Genomic DNA, 21,572 nt, shown 5'->3' on the forward strand with positions numbered 1-21,572 from the left:
GGGTTTTCGCCGCTCTGCCGTTTTCAATAGACATCTCGCTGCATAAAGACAAAAAAAGCGACAAGAAGCCCTGCAAGCCCCCAGACAGCCAGCACGGCCATCGAAAAGCCAAGCGTCATCCCCTCAATCGGCGGAGCCGCTCCTTTGATGTAATCCGTCAGCCGCAAATTGACCATAAACAAATATTTTGCCGAATGCCACGACGACACCATGTTCGACAAAATCGCGCCAGAAATCAATGCTGCCAGCATGATGCCCATCACCGCCGCCGTGCTCCTAAGCAGCACGGAAAACATAAACGTCAGTGTGCCGACGACAACGCTCACAAACGCTGCCAGCCCGAGCTCGATCAAAATGTATTTCCATTGCGGAATCATGTGGACATTCGCTGTATTGAGATCCTCTCCTTGCTGGACAAATCCGGTCAATAGCGGCAGACGGAAGCCGCCATATCCAAACACGAGTCCGGAGATGGCATACGACAGCACCGCCGCCATCAGCATAATGAGCGACACCGACAGGAGCAACGCGATATATTTGCTCAACAAAATTTTCCACCGCTTCACCGGCCGAACGAGAAGCAGCTTGATCGTTCCAGCGCTTGCCTCGGACGACACTAAATCGGCCGCAACCACCATCACTAAAAGCGGCAAAAACAAGTCGATGGCGTTTTCGATAAACGTGCGCATAAACGTCGGCGCTCCAGGGGCGGACGGATTAATGTTGTGCTCTAAGTAGTACTGCTGCTGCTTGAGGCGGATTTGCAAGTATTTCCGCCATTCCTCCGACATGCTCGGCGACTGCAAGCGGTTTTGCAAATCGACGATTTGCTGCTGCAGCTGCGTCCGCCAGTCGGTCGTGCCAAGCCGTTTTCTCAACTCTTCCGTCTCGCGGTATTGGGCGTATGTAAACAAGGCGACGAGCACCGCAATGATGGCGGCGATCACCCATAGCCGCTTTTTGCGGACGATTTTCAACATTTCATTATACACGAGCTTACTCAATCGTTTCGCCCCCTGTCAGCTCGATAAACAAGTCCTCGAGCGTCGGCAGCCGCGGTTCAATTTCCGAAACCGAGACGCCGGCTTGGACAAGCTTGGCGTTCCAAGCGGCTAGTCTCGACGGCTCATATGGCGTGACGATCGTCTCTTCATCGGCGCGCAACACCTCGGTTTCCGCCGCTAACAGCGCCCGCGCCCGATCCGTTGGAGCGGCTTTCCAGACGACGCGCGCCTGTTGGTTTAACAGCCGCTCAACCGTGTCCACGGCCAAGAGCCGTCCTTTCGCCATAATGGCGACGCGGTCGCACATTAATTGAATTTCACTTAACAAATGCGATGAAACAAGGACGCTCAACCCTTCCGTTTCCGCCAAAAAGCGGATGAAGGCGCGCATTTCGCGAATGCCGGCCGGGTCAAGGCCGTTGGTCGGCTCGTCCAAAATGAGCACCTTCGGCTTTCCAAGCAGCGCCTGAGCGATGCCGAGCCGCTGCCGCATGCCGAGCGAATACGTGCCCACTCGGTCATGGATGCGCTGTTCAAGGCCGACGAGCTTCGCCACTTCCATGATCCGATCTGCACCAATTCCCGGCATCATGCGGGCGAAATGTTCAAGGTTTTCCCAGCCTGTTAAATACGGATACATTTCTGGGTTTTCGACGATGCAACCGATCTGGCGGATCGCGTCGGTAAACTGGCGGTGAAGATCATACCCGCAAATCGCCACCGTCCCCGACGTCGGCCGAATGAGCCCGACGAGCATGCGGATCGTCGTCGTTTTTCCCGCGCCGTTCGGCCCTAAAAAACCGAATACTTCCCCCTCATGCAACTCAAACGAAATGCCTTTAATAATTTCCTTGCCACGAATCGTTTTCCGCAGCTCTTTGACCGCTAACGTCACCTGTTTGGTCATTGCTCACCCTCCTCCGTCAACGTGATGAGCGAGGCGACGCGCTCTCCAATCCGCTTGTAGCCTGCCGCGTTTGGATGAAAATGGTCGCTGTACAAATAGTCGTTGACATGGAGGGCAAACAAATCAAACGTCGGCACCGCGACGATGTTCGGATAGCGGGCCGCCACTTCCGCTGATGCAAAATTCCAATCGCGCACAACCGCCGACGTCCATTTAGCATCGTCTAAATCGCCAAACGGGTTGTACAAACCGATCGCAAAAATGACCGCTTCGCTGTTGAAGCGGCGCAGCGCGGCGAAAATGCGGTCTAGGTTGGCTACATATCGCCGTTTCGCCTCATTCAGCTGCTTTCGATCCAGTTTCAACGCTTCCCCGCCTTGAAACAAGTCGTTGCCGCCGATGGTCATCACAATAAGATCCGCCATGGCGACTTGCCGCTGAATCTCAGGCTGGCCAAGCTGGCGAAGCAGTCCGTCAGAGCGAAGGCCGCGGATGGCCAAGTTCGTCACACGGATCGGTTTGTCCGTTTGCCGGCGAAGCTCATCGACCATATAGCCGACATACCCTTTTCCGCTTTCATCGCCCGTTCCTCTCGTCAACGAGTCGCCAAGAGCAACAATATCCATTTTCTCATCATGTTGCCTTGTTTCAGCCGTTGACGGCCGTTGTTCTTTCGTCGGCGGCTTGGCGGTTGCAAAAAACTGATCTTGCACCGCCAATGCCAGGCCGCCAAGCCAAAGCGCTCCGGACAGAGCGGCAACAACGATGAGAAACGAAACAGCTCTCCGTCTCATGCCACCACCTCATCTCTTTATTGGCTTTCTTCCAACCGTTCCTCTTTTTGCTTAACATCATTGGTTTGATCCAACCGTTGCCGATTTATGCGCCAATGCTTCGGATTCCAATACGCTTTCAGCTTCCTCGCTGCTTCTTTTCCAGCCAGCAGCACCCCAAGCCAAAACATGACTTCCGCCGCCGCAATGACCGTGGCGACAATCGTTGCCTTGACAGCGGCTGAAAACGGCAGAAACGGCGCGATCGGCACCGCCACCCAAACGACGAACGATGCGATGATGAGCCCGACGCCGATGTGATGCGTGACGGACCGCCTCTGTTTCACTCTTCCGTTCCCCCTTGCTCATGGACGCTCTTTCCAACAGGAATCATGATCGCTTATTTCCACTCTAACATATACACCGCGATTTCACGAAATGATCCGCCTAAAAACCGAACACACACAAAAACAGTTTTTCCCGTTTTTCCAATTTTCGCTTTCCCGTCAAAAAAAGAAACCCAGCCGAATCGGCCAGGCCAATCGAATGATCACCGTTGTTTCTGCCAATAATCGATCAACCCCATCGCGCACACTTGCAAATCAAGCTCGATCGCCGCATGCGCCGACGACGAAGATGGAGCGCCATGATCATCAAGAAACGCCATCACTTCGCCGCGCAACCGGTGCGCTGCCATTTTCGCCTGCTCGGCAGCCGGCGCTTCCGGATGACGGTCGACCGCTTCTTTTCCCGCCGCCACGAACTTCGGCAGCCAAACGCGAAGCTGGCGGAACGCCTCCTGCGGGTCATCCAGCATGCCAAAATGGCCAAAATAAATGCGTTCCGGTCTCAGCTCCTCAAGTCTTGCCGCCGACTGCTTCATGGCCTCGGGATCAAATTGGTTCGGAGATGTTGAAGGCAGGCAAAACGTAAGCCCCGCTTCTTGCAGCTGCGGATAAAAAACGCCGATCGTATCGCCGGTGAACACGCCGCGGCTGTACGAATCATAAATCGAAACGTGATGGTTCGCATGCCCCGGCGTATCATAAAACACAAGCGTCCGCTCCGCACTCAACTTCAACGTTTCCCCGTCCTCTTTCACGATCAATCGCTCTTCTGGCACCGGAAGAATCGGATCAAAGAGCGACTCAAACTGCGCGCCGTACACCGCCTTCGCTCCAGCGATGAGGCGCGATGGATCAGCCAAATGCCGCTTCCCTTTCGGATGGACGACAACCATCGCATTCGGGCAATGCTGAAGAAGCAACCCCACGCCGCCCGCATGATCCAAATGAATATGGGTGACGATGATATAGCGAATATCAGACGGATCAATATGAAGCGCTTTCAACCCAGCAAGCAAATGCGGCACCGACGGGCTTGGCCCTGTTTCCACGATCGCCAAGTTCTCTTCGTGAAGCACGTATGTACCGGTGCGCTGCGGCATGCGCAAATCATACAAATCGATGAGTGAAATGCGGCGGCCGAGATCAAGCGGCTGTGCCATGTTCCCTCTCCCCCTTTGGTTGATGATGCAGAATATTTTAACATAGAAACCGGCTTCCCGCTACAGGGGTTGATAAAAAAGCAGCCCCTGCCCAGAGGGCAAGAGCCGCCTTCTCGTTTCAACTGTCGTCAAACGGGGCAACAACTGCTCCGCGCGCTATTTTTGAGGGCAGGCGCTGTCGACCGTTGCCCTCCGCAGCACGAACAAGCTCCCTGATGCTCAACCCGACCGCATCCAACGCTGCCGCCAACAGAAAGACACTGTCGTTTGCCAAGCGCGCCCAATGCTTACGACGCCAACTCCCTGCTAGTCGCCTTTCCTTTCCGTCCGTTTCTGATCGCCAGCCATACCGCCGCCGCCCAGCCGATGACGATGAGGCCATAAACGGTCGGATACACCGGCGCAGGCGCCTCCCAAGCGTGCAGGAGCGTGCGGACGTTCGTCAAAATAATCAACCCGCCGACCAACACTCCAAGCAAATGGGACGGCAGTTTGCGCACAAGCCAAGCGGCGATCGGCGCAGCAACGACCCCGCCCGCCATGAGCGTCAGCACCCAGTACCAGTTCACTTGCTCCCAACCAAGCGAAATGACGAATCCGAGCGTTGCCGACAGCGCGACGGCAAATTCGGACGTATCGACCGTGCCAACCACCTTGCGCGCCTCCATGTTTTTATTGGCCAACAACACCGGCGTCGCAATCGGCCCCCATCCTCCACCGCCGGTCGCATCAAGGAAGCCAGCCACCAATCCGAGAGGGACGAGCTGCTTATTGGACCACTGTTTTCCGGGCGTCGACGGCGCGCGGCCGTTCAACACTAAAAATCGATAAATAATGTAAAAGCCAAGCGCCAACAAAAACAAGGATACATATGGTTTAATCAAATCTCCCGGCAAGTTGCTTAAAAAGCATGCTCCGACAAACGCGCCGACCGACCCGGGAATGATGAGCCTAAAGGCCATGCGGCGGTCGACGTTGCCGAACTTCCAATGGGAAGCGCCAGATGCCGCCGTCGTCACCACTTCCGCCAAATGAACGGACGCCGAGGCGACGGCCGGAGCGATGCCGAACGTCAACAGCAGCGTCGACGACGTGACGCCATACGCCATCCCAAGCGAGCCGTCAATCAGCTGGGCGATAAATCCTACAAACACAAAAACGATCAGTTTTTTCATTGGTTTCCCTCCGTTTGCAATGGTTGAGCGCGTTACTTATAATTTAAATCTCATTATTCATAGATGTCAACTATGAATTTTAAAAAAATAAAAAATGCGATCATTTATTTTAGTCCCCGCTCGCAAGATGACGTTGCGAACACCGACGGCTTGGCGGCCGACGGACGGAAGGCGCCGCGCGGCCGTCCATCAAGACAAACAGCCGCCTGCAGAAAAAAGGCGCCCCGAATATGGCGACGGGACACCTTTTGGATGCTGGCTTTCGATCAGAACTTCCCTTGATACCGCTCGACTTCCCAAGCGTGGACCGCCGTGCGGTAGCTGTTCCATTCGTCTTTTTTCATCGCGACGTATTCGTTGAATACGTGCTCGCCAAGCGTCGCGCGGCCGATGTCTCCGCTTTCTAGCGCTGCGATGGCCTCGCCCAAGTTTTCCGGCAAGTTGTCAATGCCAAGCTCCGCACGTCGTTCTTCCGACATATGGAAGATGTCTTCATCAATCGGCGCCGGAGCGGTTAAACCTTTTTCGACACCGTCAAGGCCAGCGGCAGCGATGATGGCATACGCCAAATACGGATTGGCCGACGGATCCGGGCAACGGAGCTCAACGCGCGTCGCGACGCCGCGTTTGGCCGGAATGCGGATGAGCGCCGAACGGTTGGAAGCGGACCAAGCGATGTAGCAAGGCGCTTCATACCCTGGCACAAGCCGTTTGTACGAGTTGACAAGCGGGTTCGTAACCGCCGCGAAGTGTTTTACGTTTTTCAGCAAGCCCGCGATGAATTGGTACGCTGTTTCTGACAACTGATTCGCATCGTTCGGATCAAAGAACGCATTTTCGCCATCTTTGAAGAGGGAAATGTTGACATGCATGCCTGAACCGTTGATGCCAAACACCGGTTTTGGCATAAACGTCGCATGAAGACCGAACTTGCTGGCAATCGTTTTGACAACCCATTTGTACGTCGTCGCATTGTCAGCCGCACCGAGCGCATCGGCATATTTGAAGTTGATCTCATGCTGGCCTTCCGCCACTTCATGGTGCGACGCTTCAATCGTAAAGCCCATCGCTTTTAAGGCGCGGTAAATTTCAAGGCGAACGCGTTCGCCCAAGTCTTTCGGAGACGGTTCGAAATAACCGCCGCCATCATGGAGCTCAAGCGTCGGATTGCCGTTTTCATCGGCTTTGAACAGGAAAAACTCCAGCTCTGGGCCGACCGAGATCGCATACCCTTTTTCCGCCGCCCGCTCCACCGTTTTTTTCAACACGTTGCGCGGGTCGCCCTCAAACAGCGTGCCGTCCGGATTGGTCACCGAGCAGAGAAAGCGCGCTTCCGCATAGCCTTCCTCGACCGTCCACGGCAAAACAGCAAACGTATTCAAATCCGGAAGAAGATACAAGTCGGAACGGTTGATCGGCGAGAAGCCTTTGATCGACGAACCATCAAACATGATTTTCCCTTCGACAACATCATCAAGCTGTTCAGCCGTCACGGTCACGTGCTTTAAGATCCCTTCAATGTCGACAAACTGCAAATGAAGAAGTTCAACGTTCTTTTGTTGGATCGTTTCTTTAATTTGTTCAAGCAATCCCGTTTGGGTGGAGGAAACGAACGTTTTTGACATGTCACATTACCTCACATTCTTACGTTTATTTTTCTAACATGCTTTTATTATAGAAAAAGAGTGGCCGTTTGGCAACACTTTTTTAGCAATTTTTCTGTATTTTTATAACGATTTTTTGCAATCGTTTTCATATTCATGTAAAAAATAAACAGCCCAGAGGATGACCGTTCCTCATAGGCTGTTTCTAGATGTTACATTTTCTCCTCACGCCGCCGCCATGATCCGGACGGAATAAGCGGCAAGCCGGCCGCTTTTTCCGGCGGATAGACGTACACATATCCTTCGATCGGTTTACGCGCGTCGCGAACCCACACCCGTTCGTATTCGTTATCGCGCCGCCCTTCAACGTAATCCTCGAGCTCATCCATTGCCTTGAGCCCTTCTTCCGTCACCGTCAGCCACTCCCCTTCCACTTCCCCCTCTTCTCCAAGCACAAGCGCAGGGTATGGGCCAACGTTGTATAAGCGGCCGTTTACTTTCCCTGAGCATACAGCGCGAACGTACGGAGCGACCACTTCATGGTTTTCTTCGCCAGTCAGCAGCGTGCCATACACAAACACCCGATATCGCCCTTCCGCCATCTCCTCGTTCTCCTTTTGTTTACATAACATAGATTATGAAAACTCAAGGAAAGGAAACAAAAACAATGGAAGCCCTTCCTCTCATCCATCCTTGCCGCTCCGAGGCGGCGCCAGTGTGAATTTGTTCAGTAGATCGCGGCCACAAAAACGCCGTGCCGGCTGCACTCGCAAGCCAACGGCACGGCGATGGCGATTCCGCAACGAACGAATGATGCTTTCTCCATCATACCCGCTTCACAATGAAAAGTCAAGCAAATTGTTACAGTGCTTGTTTCCATTTAATGCTGCAGCCGATGCTCGGCTTTTGCTTTTCTGGGACCGGCCGGCCCTCGAGCAAAGCGTCAAGCGCGGCGCGGATCGACTCCCCAGTGACCGGGATGCCGTTATTCGGGCGCGAGTCGTCCAACTGGCCGCGGTAGACGCATTTCAGATCCCGGTCGAAAATGTAAAAGTCCGGGGTGCAAGCGGCGTCGTACGCTTTCGCCACCTCTTGCGTCTCATCGTACAAATACGGAAACGGATAGCCGAGCTCTTCCGCCACCTTTTTCATGTTTTCCGGCGAATCGTCCGGATATTGTTCAACGTCGTTCGAATTGATGGCGACAAACGACACCCCTTTGGGCATGTAATCGTTCGCCAAGCGGACGAGCTCGTGCTGGACATGTTTCACAAACGGACAATGGTTGCAAATAAACATCACGACCGTCGCGACGTCCGATTTTACATCGTCAAGGCGAACGAGCCGGCCATCGACGGCGTTCGGGAGAGCAAACGGCGGCGCCTGTTTGCCAAGCGGAAACATGTTCGATTCAACAGCTGGCATCAACAACACCCTTTCTCCGCTATTTTCTTTCATTATAGCAAAAGACAGCCAGATGCCACAAATGCGGCGCCCAAACCGAACCGCACAGCTCGGCATATGATGCCACATAGACGAACGGAAAGGAGGCTTTTGCGCGTTGATTTATATGAATAAACACATGACCCCGCGCGTGTACGGGCCGGCTGCCGCGCCGCCCGCATCCCACCCGGTGTTTTATTACCGCCGCACGGACGCTCAACAAATGCTCGAACAGCAAAAACAACAGTTCGATCAGCTGGCGGAACGGCTCGCCCAGCTTGAGGCCGCCATCGAAGAAGGGCAAAAGAAACAGGAGGAACAGCGCGAACAAATGGCCGACGTGTTCGCCCGCCTCGAACAGTCGCTTGCTGCCGGCTGGGCGCGGCAAAGCGGGCAGCTTGCCGAGGCGCTGGCTGAGCTCGAACAAACAGTGACCGCTGGTCAAGCAGCACAAACCAACTATTACGAAGAAATGGCCGCCATGGTTGCCTCGCTTCAGCAAGCGGCCGAAACCGGGCAAAAGCAACAGGAAGCGCAAAGCGGGCAGTGGGCGGAAGCGCTCGCCCGCATCGAGCGGCTGCTTATGGAAGCACAGGCGGGGCAAGCCGCCTTGGCCGGAACGCTCGAACGCCTCGAGCAGTCAGTCATCGCCCAGCAGGAGCGGGAGGAAAGGCGGCAATCGCGGTGGGAAGAGCAGCTGGCCAAAGAAGAAGCGGCGCAGCAGGCCGTCATCGAAGCGCTCACCGTGCAAAGCGACACGATGCGCCGGCTCGAACAGCGGACGGCCGAACGCGAGCAGCTCGCCGAAGGAATGGCCGCCCGCCTCGAAGGGCAAGAAAAACTGTACCAAAAGTTGATCGAACAGCTCGAGCTGCAGCACGTGTTCCACGAGACGGTCATCGAACGGCTTGAAGCGCAAGAGGCAGCGCAATACAAAGTCACCCGCCAGCTTGACAGTTTAAAAGAAGCGCTGTATGAGCGATGTTCATTTATCATTGACAGCATGAAACAGCTGTTTCATTCCTTCTTCCCTAAGCGCGGCCCCAAACCCGACCGCCAGGCGGCCGAACAAAAGCAGTCCGTCAGCTTGTGAACTGCCGTGCATCTTGACGGGATTGACCGATCCGCCGGCGGCGGATCGGTTTTTGCCGGACGGGCGGGCAAATGAATGGACAAATCGAAACAAAACAGCGCATAATAGAAACTAATCATTTTTCCCGCCGCTGCGGCGGAAGAAGGAGGAATCGCAATGGCGCTGCAACTGAGCGTCCTCGATCAGTCGCCGATCGCGGAAGGCATGACAGCGGAAGAAGCGCTCGAGAACACCGTCAAGCTCGCCCGGCATGTTGAGCAGCTCGGCTATAAGCGGTTTTGGGTGTCAGAACACCACGATACGAACAGCCTTGCCGGTTCGTCGCCGGAAGTGCTGCTCGGACACATCGGAGCGAAAACGTCGCGCATCCGCATCGGCTCGGGCGGCGTGATGCTGCCGCATTACAGCCCGTACAAGGTAGCGGAAAATTTCCACGTACTTGCCGGACTCCACCCCGGCCGCGTCGACCTCGGCGTCGGGCGGGCGCCCGGGGGGATGCCGCGAGCGACGATCGCGCTGCAAGGCGACAGACGACGGTCCGTCGACCGCTACCCGGAGCAAATTGACGACTTGCTCGGCTATTTGTATGACGCCTTGCCGCCGGTTCACCCGCTGTATGGCGTCAAGGCGACGCCGATCGTGCAGTCCCCGCCGGAACTATGGCTGCTCGGCTCCAGTTCGGAAACGGCGAAGCTGGCAGCCGATAAAGGGCTGCCGTACGTGTTCGCCCAGTTTATCAACGGGGAAGGCGGCGAACATTATATGCGGCTGTACCGCGACCGGTTTGTTCCATCGCCGTATTTGGCCGAGCCGCGCGGAATGGTCGCGGTGTTTGCAATTTGCGCCGAAACGGATGAAAAAGCGGAATGGATCGCGGGAAGCCTTGACTTGACGCTGCTCATGATCGAGCAAGGGATGGCGCTGAACGGCACGCCAAGCCCGGAAAAAGCGGCTGCGTATCCGTACAGCCCGTATGAGCGCAAACGGGTGGAAGACAACCGGCGGCGGATGATCGTCGGCAGTCCGGCGCGCGTCAAAGACGAGCTGTATCGGCTGAGCGAAAAGTATGAAACAGAGGAAATCATGCTCGTGACGATTACATACGACTTCGAGGATAAACTCGCGAGTTTCCGGCTCATCGCCGACGCTGTATGGGGGTGAATGCGATGCAGATTCTCTCCATTAATGTCGGGAAGCCGAAAACGCTCCACATCGGCGGCCAGCGGATCACAACCGGCATTGACAAAACGCCGGTCGCTCATCCCGTTGCAGTCGGCAAACAAAACTTGGCTGGAGATGGACAAGCCGACCTCGTCCATCACGGAGGAGAAGATAAAGCGATTTGCGCCTATCCGTCCGAGCATTTCGTCTATTGGGAAGAGCGATACGGCCGCCCATTTACGGCGGGGGCGTTTGGCGAAAACTGGACGCTTCTCGGGTTGACGGAAGACGATGTATGTCTTGGCGACATTTATGCCGCCGGCACAGCGCTCGTACAAGTGTCACAGCCGCGCCAGCCGTGCTCCAAATTGGCGTTCAAACATCAGCTGCCCGATTTGCCGAAAGCCGTCTGCCAGACAGGAAAAAGTGGGTTTTATTTCCGCGTCTTGCAAGAAGGCGTCGTAGAGCCGGGCGCGCCGCTCGTTCTCGTCGAACGGGGCGTGGGGGCGCTGTCCATCGCGTATATCAATCACATTTACTATCATGAGCGCGACAATGCTGCTGCCATGAAGCAAATCGCCAGCCATCCGGCCTTATCCGCAAGCTGGCGCGAAACGTTTCAAAAGCGTCTCGCCGCTCGGCCCCGGCCGTAAAGCACAAAGCGGCGGAAATGACTAACAAAATATCTTTATACCCGTGGTGCTAGATAAACTTGATCAAGCATAAAAATAGCCCTTGCTGGCGGATCTCCAGTAGAATGAAAGTGTCACCCAACATTCGAAAGGAGAGATCCCCCATGCAAGAGCACTTTCATTTTACTACAGATCCAGCCAAACTTCAAAAACAATATGCCGCTATTTTCTGTTTTGTTTCTGCCCAACTGTCGTTGATTCAAATGTATCTTCATCGCCGCAACCGTCACTTGGTCAAGCAAGAAGACGAAGTGGTCATGGCGGTTCACCTTTTGGGGAAGCTGCTGGGCTTTTCTTCCGAACGAGCCTGGCATCGTTTTGTCACGGGAAATTTGTTCACAAACGGCTCGTTTCTTGAACGCTCCCGATACAACCGCCGCTGCCGGGCGCTTGGTTTCGCCATCAAATGGATCCGTCATGAGCTGGCGAAACGTGGCCAACACCATGCTTATGCGGTCGTCGACAGCTTGCCTCTTCCGTTGTGCCATCCCGCAAGAATGCAGCGCGTCAAGCGGTTTCGAGAGATCGCGGATATGGGGTATTGTGCTTCCAAAAAGCAATGGTACTACGGTTTCAAGCTGCATCTTCAAGTGACCAACCAAGGGCTGGCCATGGGCTATGTCGTGACGGAAGCGTCCTGCCACGACGTCAAAGCCGCTGAAACGGTGATGACTCAAATCCCTCATCCCTACAACTTTGGGGACAAAGGGTACATCAGCCACGCTCTTCGAGAAAAGCTGTACGAAGAACACCAAGCCGCGTTCTGGACACCGTCTCGACACAATCAAAAGCACGGCCCATCCAAGGCATGGGAAGAATGGATCAGGAAAAAACGCAAAGTCATCGAGACGGTGTTTTCGATTCTCGTAGACCAATACCGGATCACCGACATTCGAGCGAATTCCATGGCCGGGTTTGAAGTGGCACTCGATGGCATCTTGTTGGCTTATTCCTTGGTCACACTAGGGCTGGTTGAGCGCTGACACTCAACTAGCACCACGGGTATCTTTATATTTTTGTTTAATTGTTTTTTCATCGTCTTTGGCGAGGAGACCCCCACTTCAACGACCAAAGGGAGTAAGTGGGGGAGGAATCGCTTTTTTGTTTTTGTATCACTACTAAAAAATATGATATAATATATGATATAATATATTATATAATATATTTAGTGAAAGAGAGGTGAGACAAATGGACATGACGTTAACAGCCAAAATCAAAATTTACCCAACAGCGGAACAAGCAGAAGTATTGAAAGCCACCCTTTCCGCTTATCGACAAGCGTGCAACGCTGTATCTGTTGTGATTTTTGACACAAAAGTGCTTGTACAAGCCAAGTTACACGACATGACCTATCGTCTACTTCGATCAAACTACGCTTTGCGTTCGCAAATGGCGCAATCTGTGATTAAAACGGTGATCGCTAGATACCGTTCCCTAAAAAGCAATGGTCACGAATGGACATTGGTTCGCTTTAAAAAGCCTGAATATGATCTCGTTTGGAATCGAGATTATTCGCTTGTTCAAGGCGTATTTTCTGTCAATACGCTAGAAGGACGAATCAAAGTACCGTTCGAACCAAAAGGCATGGAACAATATTTTGATGGCTCATGGACGTTTGGCACAGCCAAACTCGTCTATAAGCATAACAAATTCTTTTTGCACATTCCCATGACTAAAACAATTCCGACCGTAGATGAACACAACATTCGCCAAGTGGTCGGTGTCGATGTAGGGGTTAACTTTCTTGCAGCAGCTTATGATTCGCAAGGGAAAACTACCTTTTTTAACGGACGAAAAATCAAGCATATGCGGGCGAAGTACAAACGAATGCGAAAAACCCTCCAGCAAAAAGGGACGGCTTCTGCGCGTCGGAAGTTGAAAACAATCGGACAACGAGAAAACCGTTGGATGACGGATGTGAACCATGCTGTCACGAAGGCACTCGTTCGTCAATATGGAGAACGTACCCTTTTTGTATTAGAAGATTTAACAGGCATTCGTGAAAAAACAGAACGTGTACGTATCCATGACCGATATGAAACCGTATCGTGGGCGTTCTATCAGTTCCGTCAAATGTTAGAGTATAAGGCACGTTTGCATGGGTCAAAAGTGATGGTGGTTGCTCCGCATTACACCTCTTTGACATGTCCAAAGTGTGGTCATACGGAAAAAGCCAATCGAAACAAGCGTACACACACCTTTTGTTGTCGAACATGCGGATATACCTCAAACGATGACCGCATTGGTGCTATGAACCTTCAACGAAAAGGAATAGAGTACATCGTTGAAGGAACGACACAGGCATGACCTGCGTCGTTGGGCAGCTGTCAACCTGCCCCTGATGCAACCCCAAGTCAAGGAAGGAGGACGAAGTCCGCTCGCACTTCTGGGGAGTTGCAAGCCCCCACTTCAAGCGTTAGCGAAGTGGGGGTAGTTGACCCACTCTTCCTTTCCTGAGCACTCGAGTTCGCATGGAGGAGACACGCATTCATCTGAAGTCCTCTGCAAACGTGAACACCATACAGTTATGCCTGCTGCACATTGCGCAACCAATAGCGCTGATACAATTGGAAGTAAAATCCTTTTGCAGCCAACAGCTCTTCATGCGTCCCTTGCTCGATCACTTTGCCTTCGTTGAGCACAAGGATGCGGTCGGCATGTTGAATCGTGTTCAACCGATGGGCGATGACAAAACATGTCCGCCCGTTCATGAGCCGGGCGAGCGCTTCTTGAATGCGCACTTCGGTCACTGTATCGATGTTGCTCGTCGCTTCGTCCAAAATCAAAATGGCCGGGTCGGCGATCATCGCCCGGGCGATCGCCAACAGCTGCCGCTGCCCTTGGCTGATCCCGCCTCCTCCCGAGGTCAAAACGGTGTCATAGCCGTTCGGCAGCTTCATAATAAACGAGTGGGCGTTCGCCTGGCGCGCCGCCTCCTCGACTTCTTCATCGGTCGCCTCAAGCCGGCCGTAGCGAATGTTGTCGCGGATCGTTCCGGCGAACAAAAACGCATCTTGAAGCACAAACGCCATGTGGCGGCGCAAACTTGCTCGCTTGATCGTCCGGCTGTCGCGTCCATCGATCAAAATGACGCCTTCGTCCGGATCGTAAAAGCGGGTCAACAGCTGCAATACGGTCGTTTTGCCGGCTCCAGTTGGACCGACAAGCGCGACCGTCTCCCCGGGTGAGACGGAAAACGTGACATCACGAAGCGCCGGACGCTGTTTGTCGTAAGAAAAGACGACTTGACGAAACTCAATGCGTCCATCAAGCCGGTCCAAGACCACCGCTTCCCGCTCGTCTTCCTCTTCCTCCGGCAAATCCAAAATTTCCAACACCCGCTCGGCGCCGGCCAACGCCGACAGCAGTGTGTTCCATTGATTGGCCAGGTCATTAAGCGGTCTGGTAAACTGGCGGGCGTATTCGACAAACACGACGATCGTCCCGACCGATATCGTCCCTTTCGCCGCCAGCCATCCGCCGACAACGGCAATCAAGCCGAAGCTCAAGTTGTTTAAAAAGTTCATCAGCTTCGGAATAAAGCCGGAATACGTTTGCGCCCAAAACCCGGCTTGTTTCAGCTCGGCATTTTTGCGCGCCAATTCCTCCTCCATCCGCTCTTCTTGGGAAAACAGCTTCACCACTTTCTGTCCGGAAATGACCTCTTCGATAAAGCCGTTCATCTCTCCGAGCGCCCGTTGCTGCTCACGGAAACGCACCCGCGTCCGGTTGGTGATCCAGCGCATGCCCACATACATGAGCGGCACGACAACAAGCGTTACGATTGTCAACACAACGCTTTGTGAAAGCATAACCACCATAGCGCCCATCAACGTCAACGTGCTCGAGACGACCTGGACAACCGTGCTGTTAAATGTCTGGCTCATATTGTCGATGTCGTTTGTAATCCGGCTCATGAGTTCGCCTTGCTGGCGTCGGTCAAAAAACGAAATCGGCAGCTCATGAAAATGATGAAACAACCGCTCGCGAATGCTGCGCACCGTCCGCTGGCCGACATCGATCATCCAATAGTTTTGCCAAAACGTCGCCGCCCCAAGGGCCAAATAAATGGCCAGAAGCAAAATGAGCGTTGCGAAAAATCCATCCGTTTTTCGTTCCACAATGTACGAATCAACCGCCCGGCCAACGACATACGGCCCAGCAAGCGCCAACGCCGAGCTGGCCATCACCATAGCCACGGCCGCAAACAGCTTTCGCTTTTGCGGAGCGATAAAGGCCCATAGCCGACGCAACGTGCCAACGCTGTTTTTCGCCCGCTGCGGACTTGCGCCAACACGCGCTCCGTGCGGACTATGCCGTAGTGACATCCACCGATCCCTTCTTTCCTTCCTGCGTGGCGACGATGCGTCGATACAGGTCGCTCGTCGCCAGCAGTTGTTCATGACTTCCTTGTGCGATCAGGCGGCCGTCTTCCAAAAGCAAAATCGTATCCGCCGCCATCGCGGTGCTCACCTTTTGCGTCACCATCACCGTCGTGCATGCATACTTCCGCAACGCTGCGAGCAGCTTTGCTTCCGTCTCTGCATCGAGCGCGCTTGTGCTGTCATCCAAAAGCAAAACGCGCGGTTGCCCCACCAAGGCGCGGGCGATCGACAGCCGCTGCTTTTGCCCGCCTGATAAATTGACACCCTTTTGACCGATCCGTGCGTCGTATCCATCCGGAAACCGAGTGATGGTTTCATGAATTTGTGCATCGCGAGCCGCTTGCACAAGTTCTTCCATCGACGCAGTGATGTTGCCAAAGCGGAGATTGTCCGCGACCGTCCCTGAAAACAGCAGCACTTCCTGCGGGACAAAGCGCACCGCCGTCCGCAGCTGTTCGGCGGAAAACTCGCGCACATCGACGCCATCAATCAACACGCGCCCGCCGCTTGGTTCGTACAACCGGGGAATCAGCTGAAGAAGCGTCGATTTGCCGGCCCCTGTCGCTCCTAAAATGGCGGCTGTCTCATGCGGACGGATGACGAACGACACGTCCGAAAGCGCCTCGCGCGGACTCGACGGATAACGGAACGAAACGTGCTCAAACCGGATTTCCCCGCGCTGAACGGCCGGACCGCCGCCCGCATCCGCCCCGTGTCGCTCGCCCGGGGCTTCAAGAAGTTCAGCGAGGCGGGCGGCCGAGGCGCGCGCCCGTGAAAACGCCATCGTAATAAATGTAAACATCGACAACGCAGCCGTCGTCCTTGTGGCGTAATTGATGACAGCCACGACTTGCCCAGCGCTCGCCGTCCCGTCCTCGATATAGTGGCGGCCAAAAAGGAGAACGGCGACAATGGCGGTGTTCATCACGATCAGCAACACCGGCGTGATCGTCTCCACGAGGCGCAGCACACTCATTGTCCGTTCCATCAGTACATCGTTCGTGGCCGCAAATCGCTTTTCTTCGTATTTTTTTCTCATCCACGCTTTAATGAGTCGCATGCCGGCCAAATTTTCACGCATTACGCCGTTGACACGGTCAAGCGCTCGTTGGACGGCGGAAAAGGACGCCGCCGCCTTTTGTACAACCCACAATAAAAAAACAGCGGACAGAGGAACAGCCACCGCCAAAACGAGCGCCAAGCGCGCATGAACGACAAACGCCATCGCGACGCCGAAGACGACGAGAAGCGGTGCACGCAAGGCGATGCGCAAACTCATAAACAACATGTTTTGCACTTGGGTCACATCGTTCGTCATCCGGGTGACGAGCGAGGCCGGCGACAACTGCTCGATGCGCGCAAGCGAAAACGATTGGATTTTGGCAAACAGCGCCGTCCGCAGCGCAAATCCGTACTCCTGACCGACGTAGGCTGCGGCAAATGAGTTGGCGATGCCTGAGGCAAACGCCAACAGCGACGCCCCGAGCATCACGGCTCCCCACGTGAAAATGGCCGCAACATCCTGTTTCATGACACCATCGTCGATGATTTTCCCCATCAACAGCGGCTGCCAAAGCTCGATGATGAGCTCCGTCAACATAAACAACCAAGCCAACGCCATCCACTTCCCATATGGCCGCAAATAGATCAGCACCCGCCCCATGTCTGCGCCACTCTCCTCTCCATTCCGATCGCGGGGCCCAGCCGCCGTTCATCGTTGTGTATAATTTTATTCTAAACCCGAAATATTTATTTGACAATGAGAATGCATTTGCAGAAGCGGAGATGCTCCCGGCCAAGAGGAACAAAACCCCCGAACGAATGTCTCATCGCTCGGGGGCCATCGGCGGCAATAGGGGAACAACTGGTCTGTTCAGTCGTTTCGATCGAGATGCCCGACTGGCGGGTGACTGAACAACACCGCTTCCAGACCCATGCATGGGTCTGTGAAGCAGGGGGTTATTCAGTCTTCCATCACACCTTGCCTTCAGCAGTCGGAAAAATAGACGACACGCTTTTGGGCCAGCGAAATGTGAAACCTTCCAGTTGATTCGGCATGAGAGCCATGTCTATGACGAACGCTGACGCCATGCCGAATAAAGCGCCTCCTGGCTAATATGGTCGAAAGAGCTTGGCGGTGCAAGGGACAACAGCTGTTGTTCATCGCCAACGATCGGCAACAGCCGGTCGAGCTTGGCCATCAGCAAAATCTTTTCTATAGCGGCGTTATCCCGGACGACGATGGCCATGACGCGGCTTTCGCTGACGATTTGCTTAAAAAAGCGGACAAGGAGCGCTAATCCAGTACTGTCCAAAAATCGAAGGCCGCTCACGTCGACAACGACAAGGCGGCGCTTGACAGCAGCCACCGCCGTCGCCAGCTTTTGTTCCGCCGCGAGCTGCGTATCATAGGCGAGCCGTCCAGTTAGCTTGATGCATTCGTATGCGCGTTCTACAACCATTTCCAATTCAAACGACAACCGATGCTGTTTCATTGTATCCCCCTATCGTTGACCAGCCATGCCTTGCCCTCGGCCACCACCCGCATTCGTTCCGATCACATGGGTGCATCATGGCACCAAAGCCAGTTATGTTGCATTCCGACTCATTTTCATGACAAGCATCCGACGGCCGCCCTTTTGCTCAACCCACATAACGTCATCCATAATTTCTCGGATGAATAGCAACCCTCGTCCCGATTCGGCGAGCAATACATCAGAGAGCGTCATTTGATCAAGCTGCTCGATCACTTCCGCCGGAACGCCGCCGCCCTCGTCTTCAACCGCCACGGCCACATCAGCGCTTGTGACGAAAAAGGAGAGCGAAATCGTCCCCGCCTCCATCCCCGCCCGTTGAACAGCTTTAACGGCATTGACGACCGCTTCATGCACCGCCAACACAAACAATTCCGCATCACGGACAGCAAACAACGAAGCAGCCTGCTCCGCAAGGAGATGGCAAACCAAAACCGCTTCCTCGTCCGCCCGGCAGCGCACGATCCATTCACACACTACCAAGCGCCCCTCCTATCCATGAACCGTGATGGACAATAAGCAAATGTCGTCGGAAGGGCTGACGAGCGGCGGACCTTGGCTGATTAAACGCTCGAGGAAGCGTTTATCCGGCAAATGGCGGCACATTTGCGTACATAAGCGAATTTTTTCAATGCTTTGCAAAATCGACGGGTCGATCTCCTCTAAAATGCCGTCTGTATACAAAAGGAGGCGGGCCCGCTTGTCGTAATGAATCACCCCTTTTTCAAACGGCAAGGAAAACGGGCTGCCAATCGCCAAACCGCCTTTGTCCAACTCATGGACGCTTCCATCGTCAAACACGAGCAGCCCAGCCGGATGGCCGGCGTTCGTATATTCAATTTTTCGCTCTTTCGTGTCAATCACTAAATAAATCATGGAAAACAGGTGACGGATATCGTTGGTCTCATCCGGAAACAACGTTTGCACATGTTTTTCCAGCTCGCTCGCCACCGAGACCGGGTCGATGACGCGCACGATCAATCCGCGCAAAAGCGAGCGGAGCAGCATGCTCACCAAGGCTGACGAAATGCCGTGGCCCATCACGTCGATGACGATCACCCCGTAGCGGTACAGGTCGATTTGATAGCAAGCGTAAATATCGCCTGACAAATCATCGGATGGAATATAGACGGCATCCATCGTCACCGCCTCGTTTTGAATGAGCGGCGTCAGCAAGTTGTGCTGAATTTTTTTGGCCAGCTCGACTTGGCGCCGCCGCTCAGCCTCTTTTTGCTTTTGCTTCGTCTCATCTTCGACAAGGACGATATATCCGTCCGCCTGAAGCACGGGAATGACCGTATAGGCGACATTGGCGGACGTGCCGTCCCGGCGCTGCACCATCCCTTCGCCGCATCGCTGCTCTTTGGGAGGAAACGGAAGCCATGTTTGGCTGCCGCAACGAAAGAGCGACCATATCGGGCGGCCGACCGCCTCTTCTTTTCGGCGCCCAAACAGCCGCTCTGCACTAAGCCCCCAATCTTGCACGGTTCCGTCCGCCGCCACCGGAACAACAGCGAACGGGGCGGAATCGTAAATGACCTCAAGCAACTCAGACGGCGTCGGTCGATCAGCCGGAGGCATAGCGGTTTGTTCAACAAAATGCCAAACGAGCCATTCTCCCTCGCTGCCTGACAACCGATAGACGTTCATCCAGCTCATGTATGCTTTCCCGCTTTTCGCCACATGGCGCGCTTCTCCTTGCCAACATCCGTCCTTTTTTACCGCCTCGGCGATGCCGTCCAACAACGCGGCCGACCATTCGGCTGAAAACAGAACGCCGACCGGCCGCCCGACTAATTCGTTTTTGGTAAATCCGAGCCATCTTGGCGTCAGCTCGCTGACCGCAACAATCGAAAGTTGACGGTCGGTCATCACCATGCCGCTGCCCAACTGTTCCGCGTCTAGCTGATCGATCGCCTGTACATTCGCCTTCACCATCGTTCAACCCTTTTTCGTTATAATCAAAATCAATAGCCTTCAGCTGACACCGGCTTCCCGAAACCAAAACGCGCATCGGCGCCGGGTTGTTTCCACCCCGCCTTCGGGTTGCATGTTCAGCACCACTTTCCGCCCCATTGTTCCTCGTAGGAACAGGTTATTGTTGTATTCGTGTTTTTTTGCGGTTTTTCCTGCTTGCTGCCGCATAAATCTTCTAGTCCGTTTTTCTTATTTTGCCGATGATCCAAACCGCCGGCGAATCGCCGCAATCACAAGCAAGAGCACCGGAATGATGATTTGCAGCGGGATGTGCAGATAGAGCGTGACAATCTTTAATCCTTCATGAATATGTTCCCAGTAGTTGCTGGCCATCGCCACCGACCACAATAAGACAAGCGCCCCAAACGGATAAACAAGCCGCTGGTGGTTCGAAAACCCGAATACATGAGCCACCCCCACGACGCCGGCATAAAAAAAGATGGAGACTTTGAAAAACCCCCCGATCACTAGAGCGACCATAAAAAAGACATCAAGCCGCTCTAAAAAGTGAGCGACTTGAATGCGGCGGATCGTATCGAGCAACGGAAACGATGAACGTGACACCGCATCAGCTCCCAAGACGGCCGTATTAACGGCCATAATGATCGCCAGGTTGATCCCGGTCAACACCATCCCGGCAACGGCGGCCCGCCGCGCTTTTTCCGGACGATTCAAGTATGGAAACAGCATGGTAAACACGATCATTTCGCCAAACGGCACGTACAACGTTTCCGTGAACACCGTTTTCCACACCCGTTTCCACCCTTCCTCTAATACCGGTTGGAGCTGGGTGAGATCAACAACTCCGGAAGCGATAACTAAGATGAATCCAACAACCGCCAGTATTTGCAATAACGTATAAAGCAGTTCGCCGGTGCGCGCCAATACTTCGATGCCTTTATAGGCGCTGTACATGACCGTCATAGCCATAAGGACATTCAAAACAAACAGCGGCGTTTCCGGATAGGCAAACGTGAGCAACAGTTCGCCAAAGTCACGCAACACACGGGCGGCGATATAGAAAAAATAGGTAATATAGAGAACCGCCAACAACTTGCCGAGCGGCTTGCCGACGATATGTGTCACATAGGAAGTCAGCGGCTGATCGGGGTAATAATGAAACAAACGCTCGTAAACCAAAAACAGCAGCAGCCCAAGCGCCAGACCGAGCAAAATGGCGATCCACATATCTTGCTTGGCGCTGACGCCGAGTGGAATGACCATCGCACTGCCATGCTCAAACAACACAATCAGGACAAACAGCTGGCGCACATTGATTTTGCTATGTTCCATCTCGCTCCATCGCCCCTCACTCCA

20 protein-coding genes are annotated in these 21,572 nt (G+C 54.1%); 5 read left to right on the forward strand and 15 right to left on the reverse strand.

Annotation, left to right across the window (positions count from 1 at the left end; genetic code table 11):
• Nucleotides 1–23: 23 nt before the first annotated feature.
• The 9 genes from GZ1_RS01930 to GZ1_RS01970 form a co-directional block, all read right to left on the reverse strand.
• The gene (locus GZ1_RS01930; protein ID WP_060787775.1) at nucleotides 24–1,004 is read right to left on the reverse strand and encodes an ABC transporter permease; all 981 of its coding nucleotides are present in this window, start codon (nucleotides 1,002–1,004) and stop codon (nucleotides 24–26) included.
• Nucleotides 997–1,911, reverse strand: coding sequence for an ABC transporter ATP-binding protein (locus GZ1_RS01935; protein ID WP_011231138.1), 915 nt, complete (start codon nucleotides 1,909–1,911; stop codon nucleotides 997–999). Before GZ1_RS01935 ends, GZ1_RS01930 begins: the two co-directional genes overlap by 8 nt.
• Nucleotides 1,908–2,705: an SGNH/GDSL hydrolase family protein gene (locus GZ1_RS01940; protein WP_060787776.1), complete on the reverse strand. Its 798-nt coding sequence runs from the start codon at nucleotides 2,703–2,705 to the stop codon at nucleotides 1,908–1,910. Before GZ1_RS01940 ends, GZ1_RS01935 begins: the two co-directional genes overlap by 4 nt.
• A 17-nt stretch (nucleotides 2,706–2,722) precedes the next feature.
• Entirely contained in the window at nucleotides 2,723–3,031 is a 309-nt protein-coding gene (locus tag GZ1_RS01945; RefSeq protein ID WP_060787777.1) for a transporter suffix domain-containing protein, read from the reverse strand.
• Between the two features lie 203 nt (nucleotides 3,032–3,234).
• A complete protein-coding gene (locus GZ1_RS01950; protein ID WP_060787778.1) occupies nucleotides 3,235–4,191 on the reverse strand; it encodes an MBL fold metallo-hydrolase in 957 nt (318 codons plus the stop codon).
• Nucleotides 4,192–4,478: 287 nt separating this feature from the next.
• Entirely contained in the window at nucleotides 4,479–5,366 is an 888-nt protein-coding gene (locus tag GZ1_RS01955) for a sulfite exporter TauE/SafE family protein (protein WP_060787779.1), read from the reverse strand.
• 266 nt (nucleotides 5,367–5,632) lie between these two features.
• Nucleotides 5,633–6,991, reverse strand: coding sequence for a type I glutamate--ammonia ligase (gene glnA / locus GZ1_RS01960; protein WP_020753910.1), 1,359 nt, complete (start codon nucleotides 6,989–6,991; stop codon nucleotides 5,633–5,635).
• A gap of 191 nt (nucleotides 6,992–7,182) precedes the next feature.
• Nucleotides 7,183–7,572: a gamma-glutamylcyclotransferase family protein gene (locus tag GZ1_RS01965; RefSeq protein ID WP_015374770.1), complete on the reverse strand. Its 390-nt coding sequence runs from the start codon at nucleotides 7,570–7,572 to the stop codon at nucleotides 7,183–7,185.
• A 259-nt stretch (nucleotides 7,573–7,831) separates the two neighbouring features.
• Nucleotides 7,832–8,395, reverse strand: a complete 564-nt coding sequence (locus GZ1_RS01970) for a thioredoxin family protein (RefSeq protein WP_033004757.1) — start codon at nucleotides 8,393–8,395, stop codon at nucleotides 7,832–7,834.
• A gap of 136 nt (nucleotides 8,396–8,531) precedes the next feature.
• On the opposite strand from GZ1_RS01970, the gene GZ1_RS01975 reads away from it, so the two are divergent.
• The 5 genes from GZ1_RS01975 to GZ1_RS01995 all read left to right on the forward strand — a co-directional run bounded on the left by GZ1_RS01975 (nucleotide 8,532) and on the right by GZ1_RS01995 (nucleotide 13,666).
• Nucleotides 8,532–9,506: a coiled-coil domain-containing protein gene (locus tag GZ1_RS01975; protein ID WP_020753905.1), complete on the forward strand. Its 975-nt coding sequence runs from the start codon at nucleotides 8,532–8,534 to the stop codon at nucleotides 9,504–9,506.
• Between the two features lie 156 nt (nucleotides 9,507–9,662).
• Entirely contained in the window at nucleotides 9,663–10,667 is a 1,005-nt protein-coding gene (locus GZ1_RS01980; protein WP_060787780.1) for an LLM class flavin-dependent oxidoreductase, read from the forward strand.
• Nucleotides 10,668–10,672: 5 nt separating this feature from the next.
• On the forward strand, nucleotides 10,673–11,320 hold the full coding sequence (locus GZ1_RS01985) for an MOSC domain-containing protein (protein ID WP_033004756.1): 648 nt from the start codon (nucleotides 10,673–10,675) through the stop codon (nucleotides 11,318–11,320).
• A 143-nt stretch (nucleotides 11,321–11,463) separates the two neighbouring features.
• The gene (locus GZ1_RS01990; protein ID WP_060787781.1) at nucleotides 11,464–12,342 is read left to right on the forward strand and encodes an IS982-like element ISGsp1 family transposase; all 879 of its coding nucleotides are present in this window, start codon (nucleotides 11,464–11,466) and stop codon (nucleotides 12,340–12,342) included.
• 205 nt (nucleotides 12,343–12,547) lie between these two features.
• Nucleotides 12,548–13,666: an RNA-guided endonuclease InsQ/TnpB family protein gene (locus GZ1_RS01995; RefSeq protein WP_060787782.1), complete on the forward strand. Its 1,119-nt coding sequence runs from the start codon at nucleotides 12,548–12,550 to the stop codon at nucleotides 13,664–13,666.
• Between the two features lie 218 nt (nucleotides 13,667–13,884).
• Here the strand turns inward: GZ1_RS01995 and GZ1_RS02000 are convergent, their stop codons facing one another.
• The 6 genes from GZ1_RS02000 to GZ1_RS02025 all read right to left on the reverse strand — a co-directional run bounded on the left by GZ1_RS02000 (nucleotide 13,885) and on the right by GZ1_RS02025 (nucleotide 21,548).
• A complete protein-coding gene (locus GZ1_RS02000) occupies nucleotides 13,885–15,687 on the reverse strand; it encodes an ABC transporter ATP-binding protein (protein WP_060787783.1) in 1,803 nt (600 codons plus the stop codon).
• Nucleotides 15,671–17,407, reverse strand: coding sequence for an ABC transporter ATP-binding protein (locus GZ1_RS02005; RefSeq protein WP_060787784.1), 1,737 nt, complete (start codon nucleotides 17,405–17,407; stop codon nucleotides 15,671–15,673). Before GZ1_RS02005 ends, GZ1_RS02000 begins: the two co-directional genes overlap by 17 nt.
• A gap of 406 nt (nucleotides 17,408–17,813) precedes the next feature.
• Nucleotides 17,814–18,239, reverse strand: a complete 426-nt coding sequence (locus GZ1_RS02010; protein WP_011231124.1) for an STAS domain-containing protein — start codon at nucleotides 18,237–18,239, stop codon at nucleotides 17,814–17,816.
• 93 nt (nucleotides 18,240–18,332) lie between these two features.
• Nucleotides 18,333–18,755, reverse strand: coding sequence for an ATP-binding protein (locus GZ1_RS02015; RefSeq protein WP_011231123.1), 423 nt, complete (start codon nucleotides 18,753–18,755; stop codon nucleotides 18,333–18,335).
• A gap of 15 nt (nucleotides 18,756–18,770) precedes the next feature.
• On the reverse strand, nucleotides 18,771–20,216 hold the full coding sequence (locus tag GZ1_RS02020; protein ID WP_060787785.1) for a SpoIIE family protein phosphatase: 1,446 nt from the start codon (nucleotides 20,214–20,216) through the stop codon (nucleotides 18,771–18,773).
• 228 nt (nucleotides 20,217–20,444) lie between these two features.
• Entirely contained in the window at nucleotides 20,445–21,548 is a 1,104-nt protein-coding gene (locus GZ1_RS02025; RefSeq protein ID WP_060787786.1) for a GerAB/ArcD/ProY family transporter, read from the reverse strand.
• Between the last annotated feature and the right edge of the window lie 24 nt (nucleotides 21,549–21,572).

The sequence above is a fragment of the Geobacillus zalihae NBRC 101842 genome, assembly GCF_001544135.1.
Taxonomy (GTDB): domain Bacteria; phylum Bacillota; class Bacilli; order Bacillales; family Anoxybacillaceae; genus Geobacillus; species Geobacillus zalihae.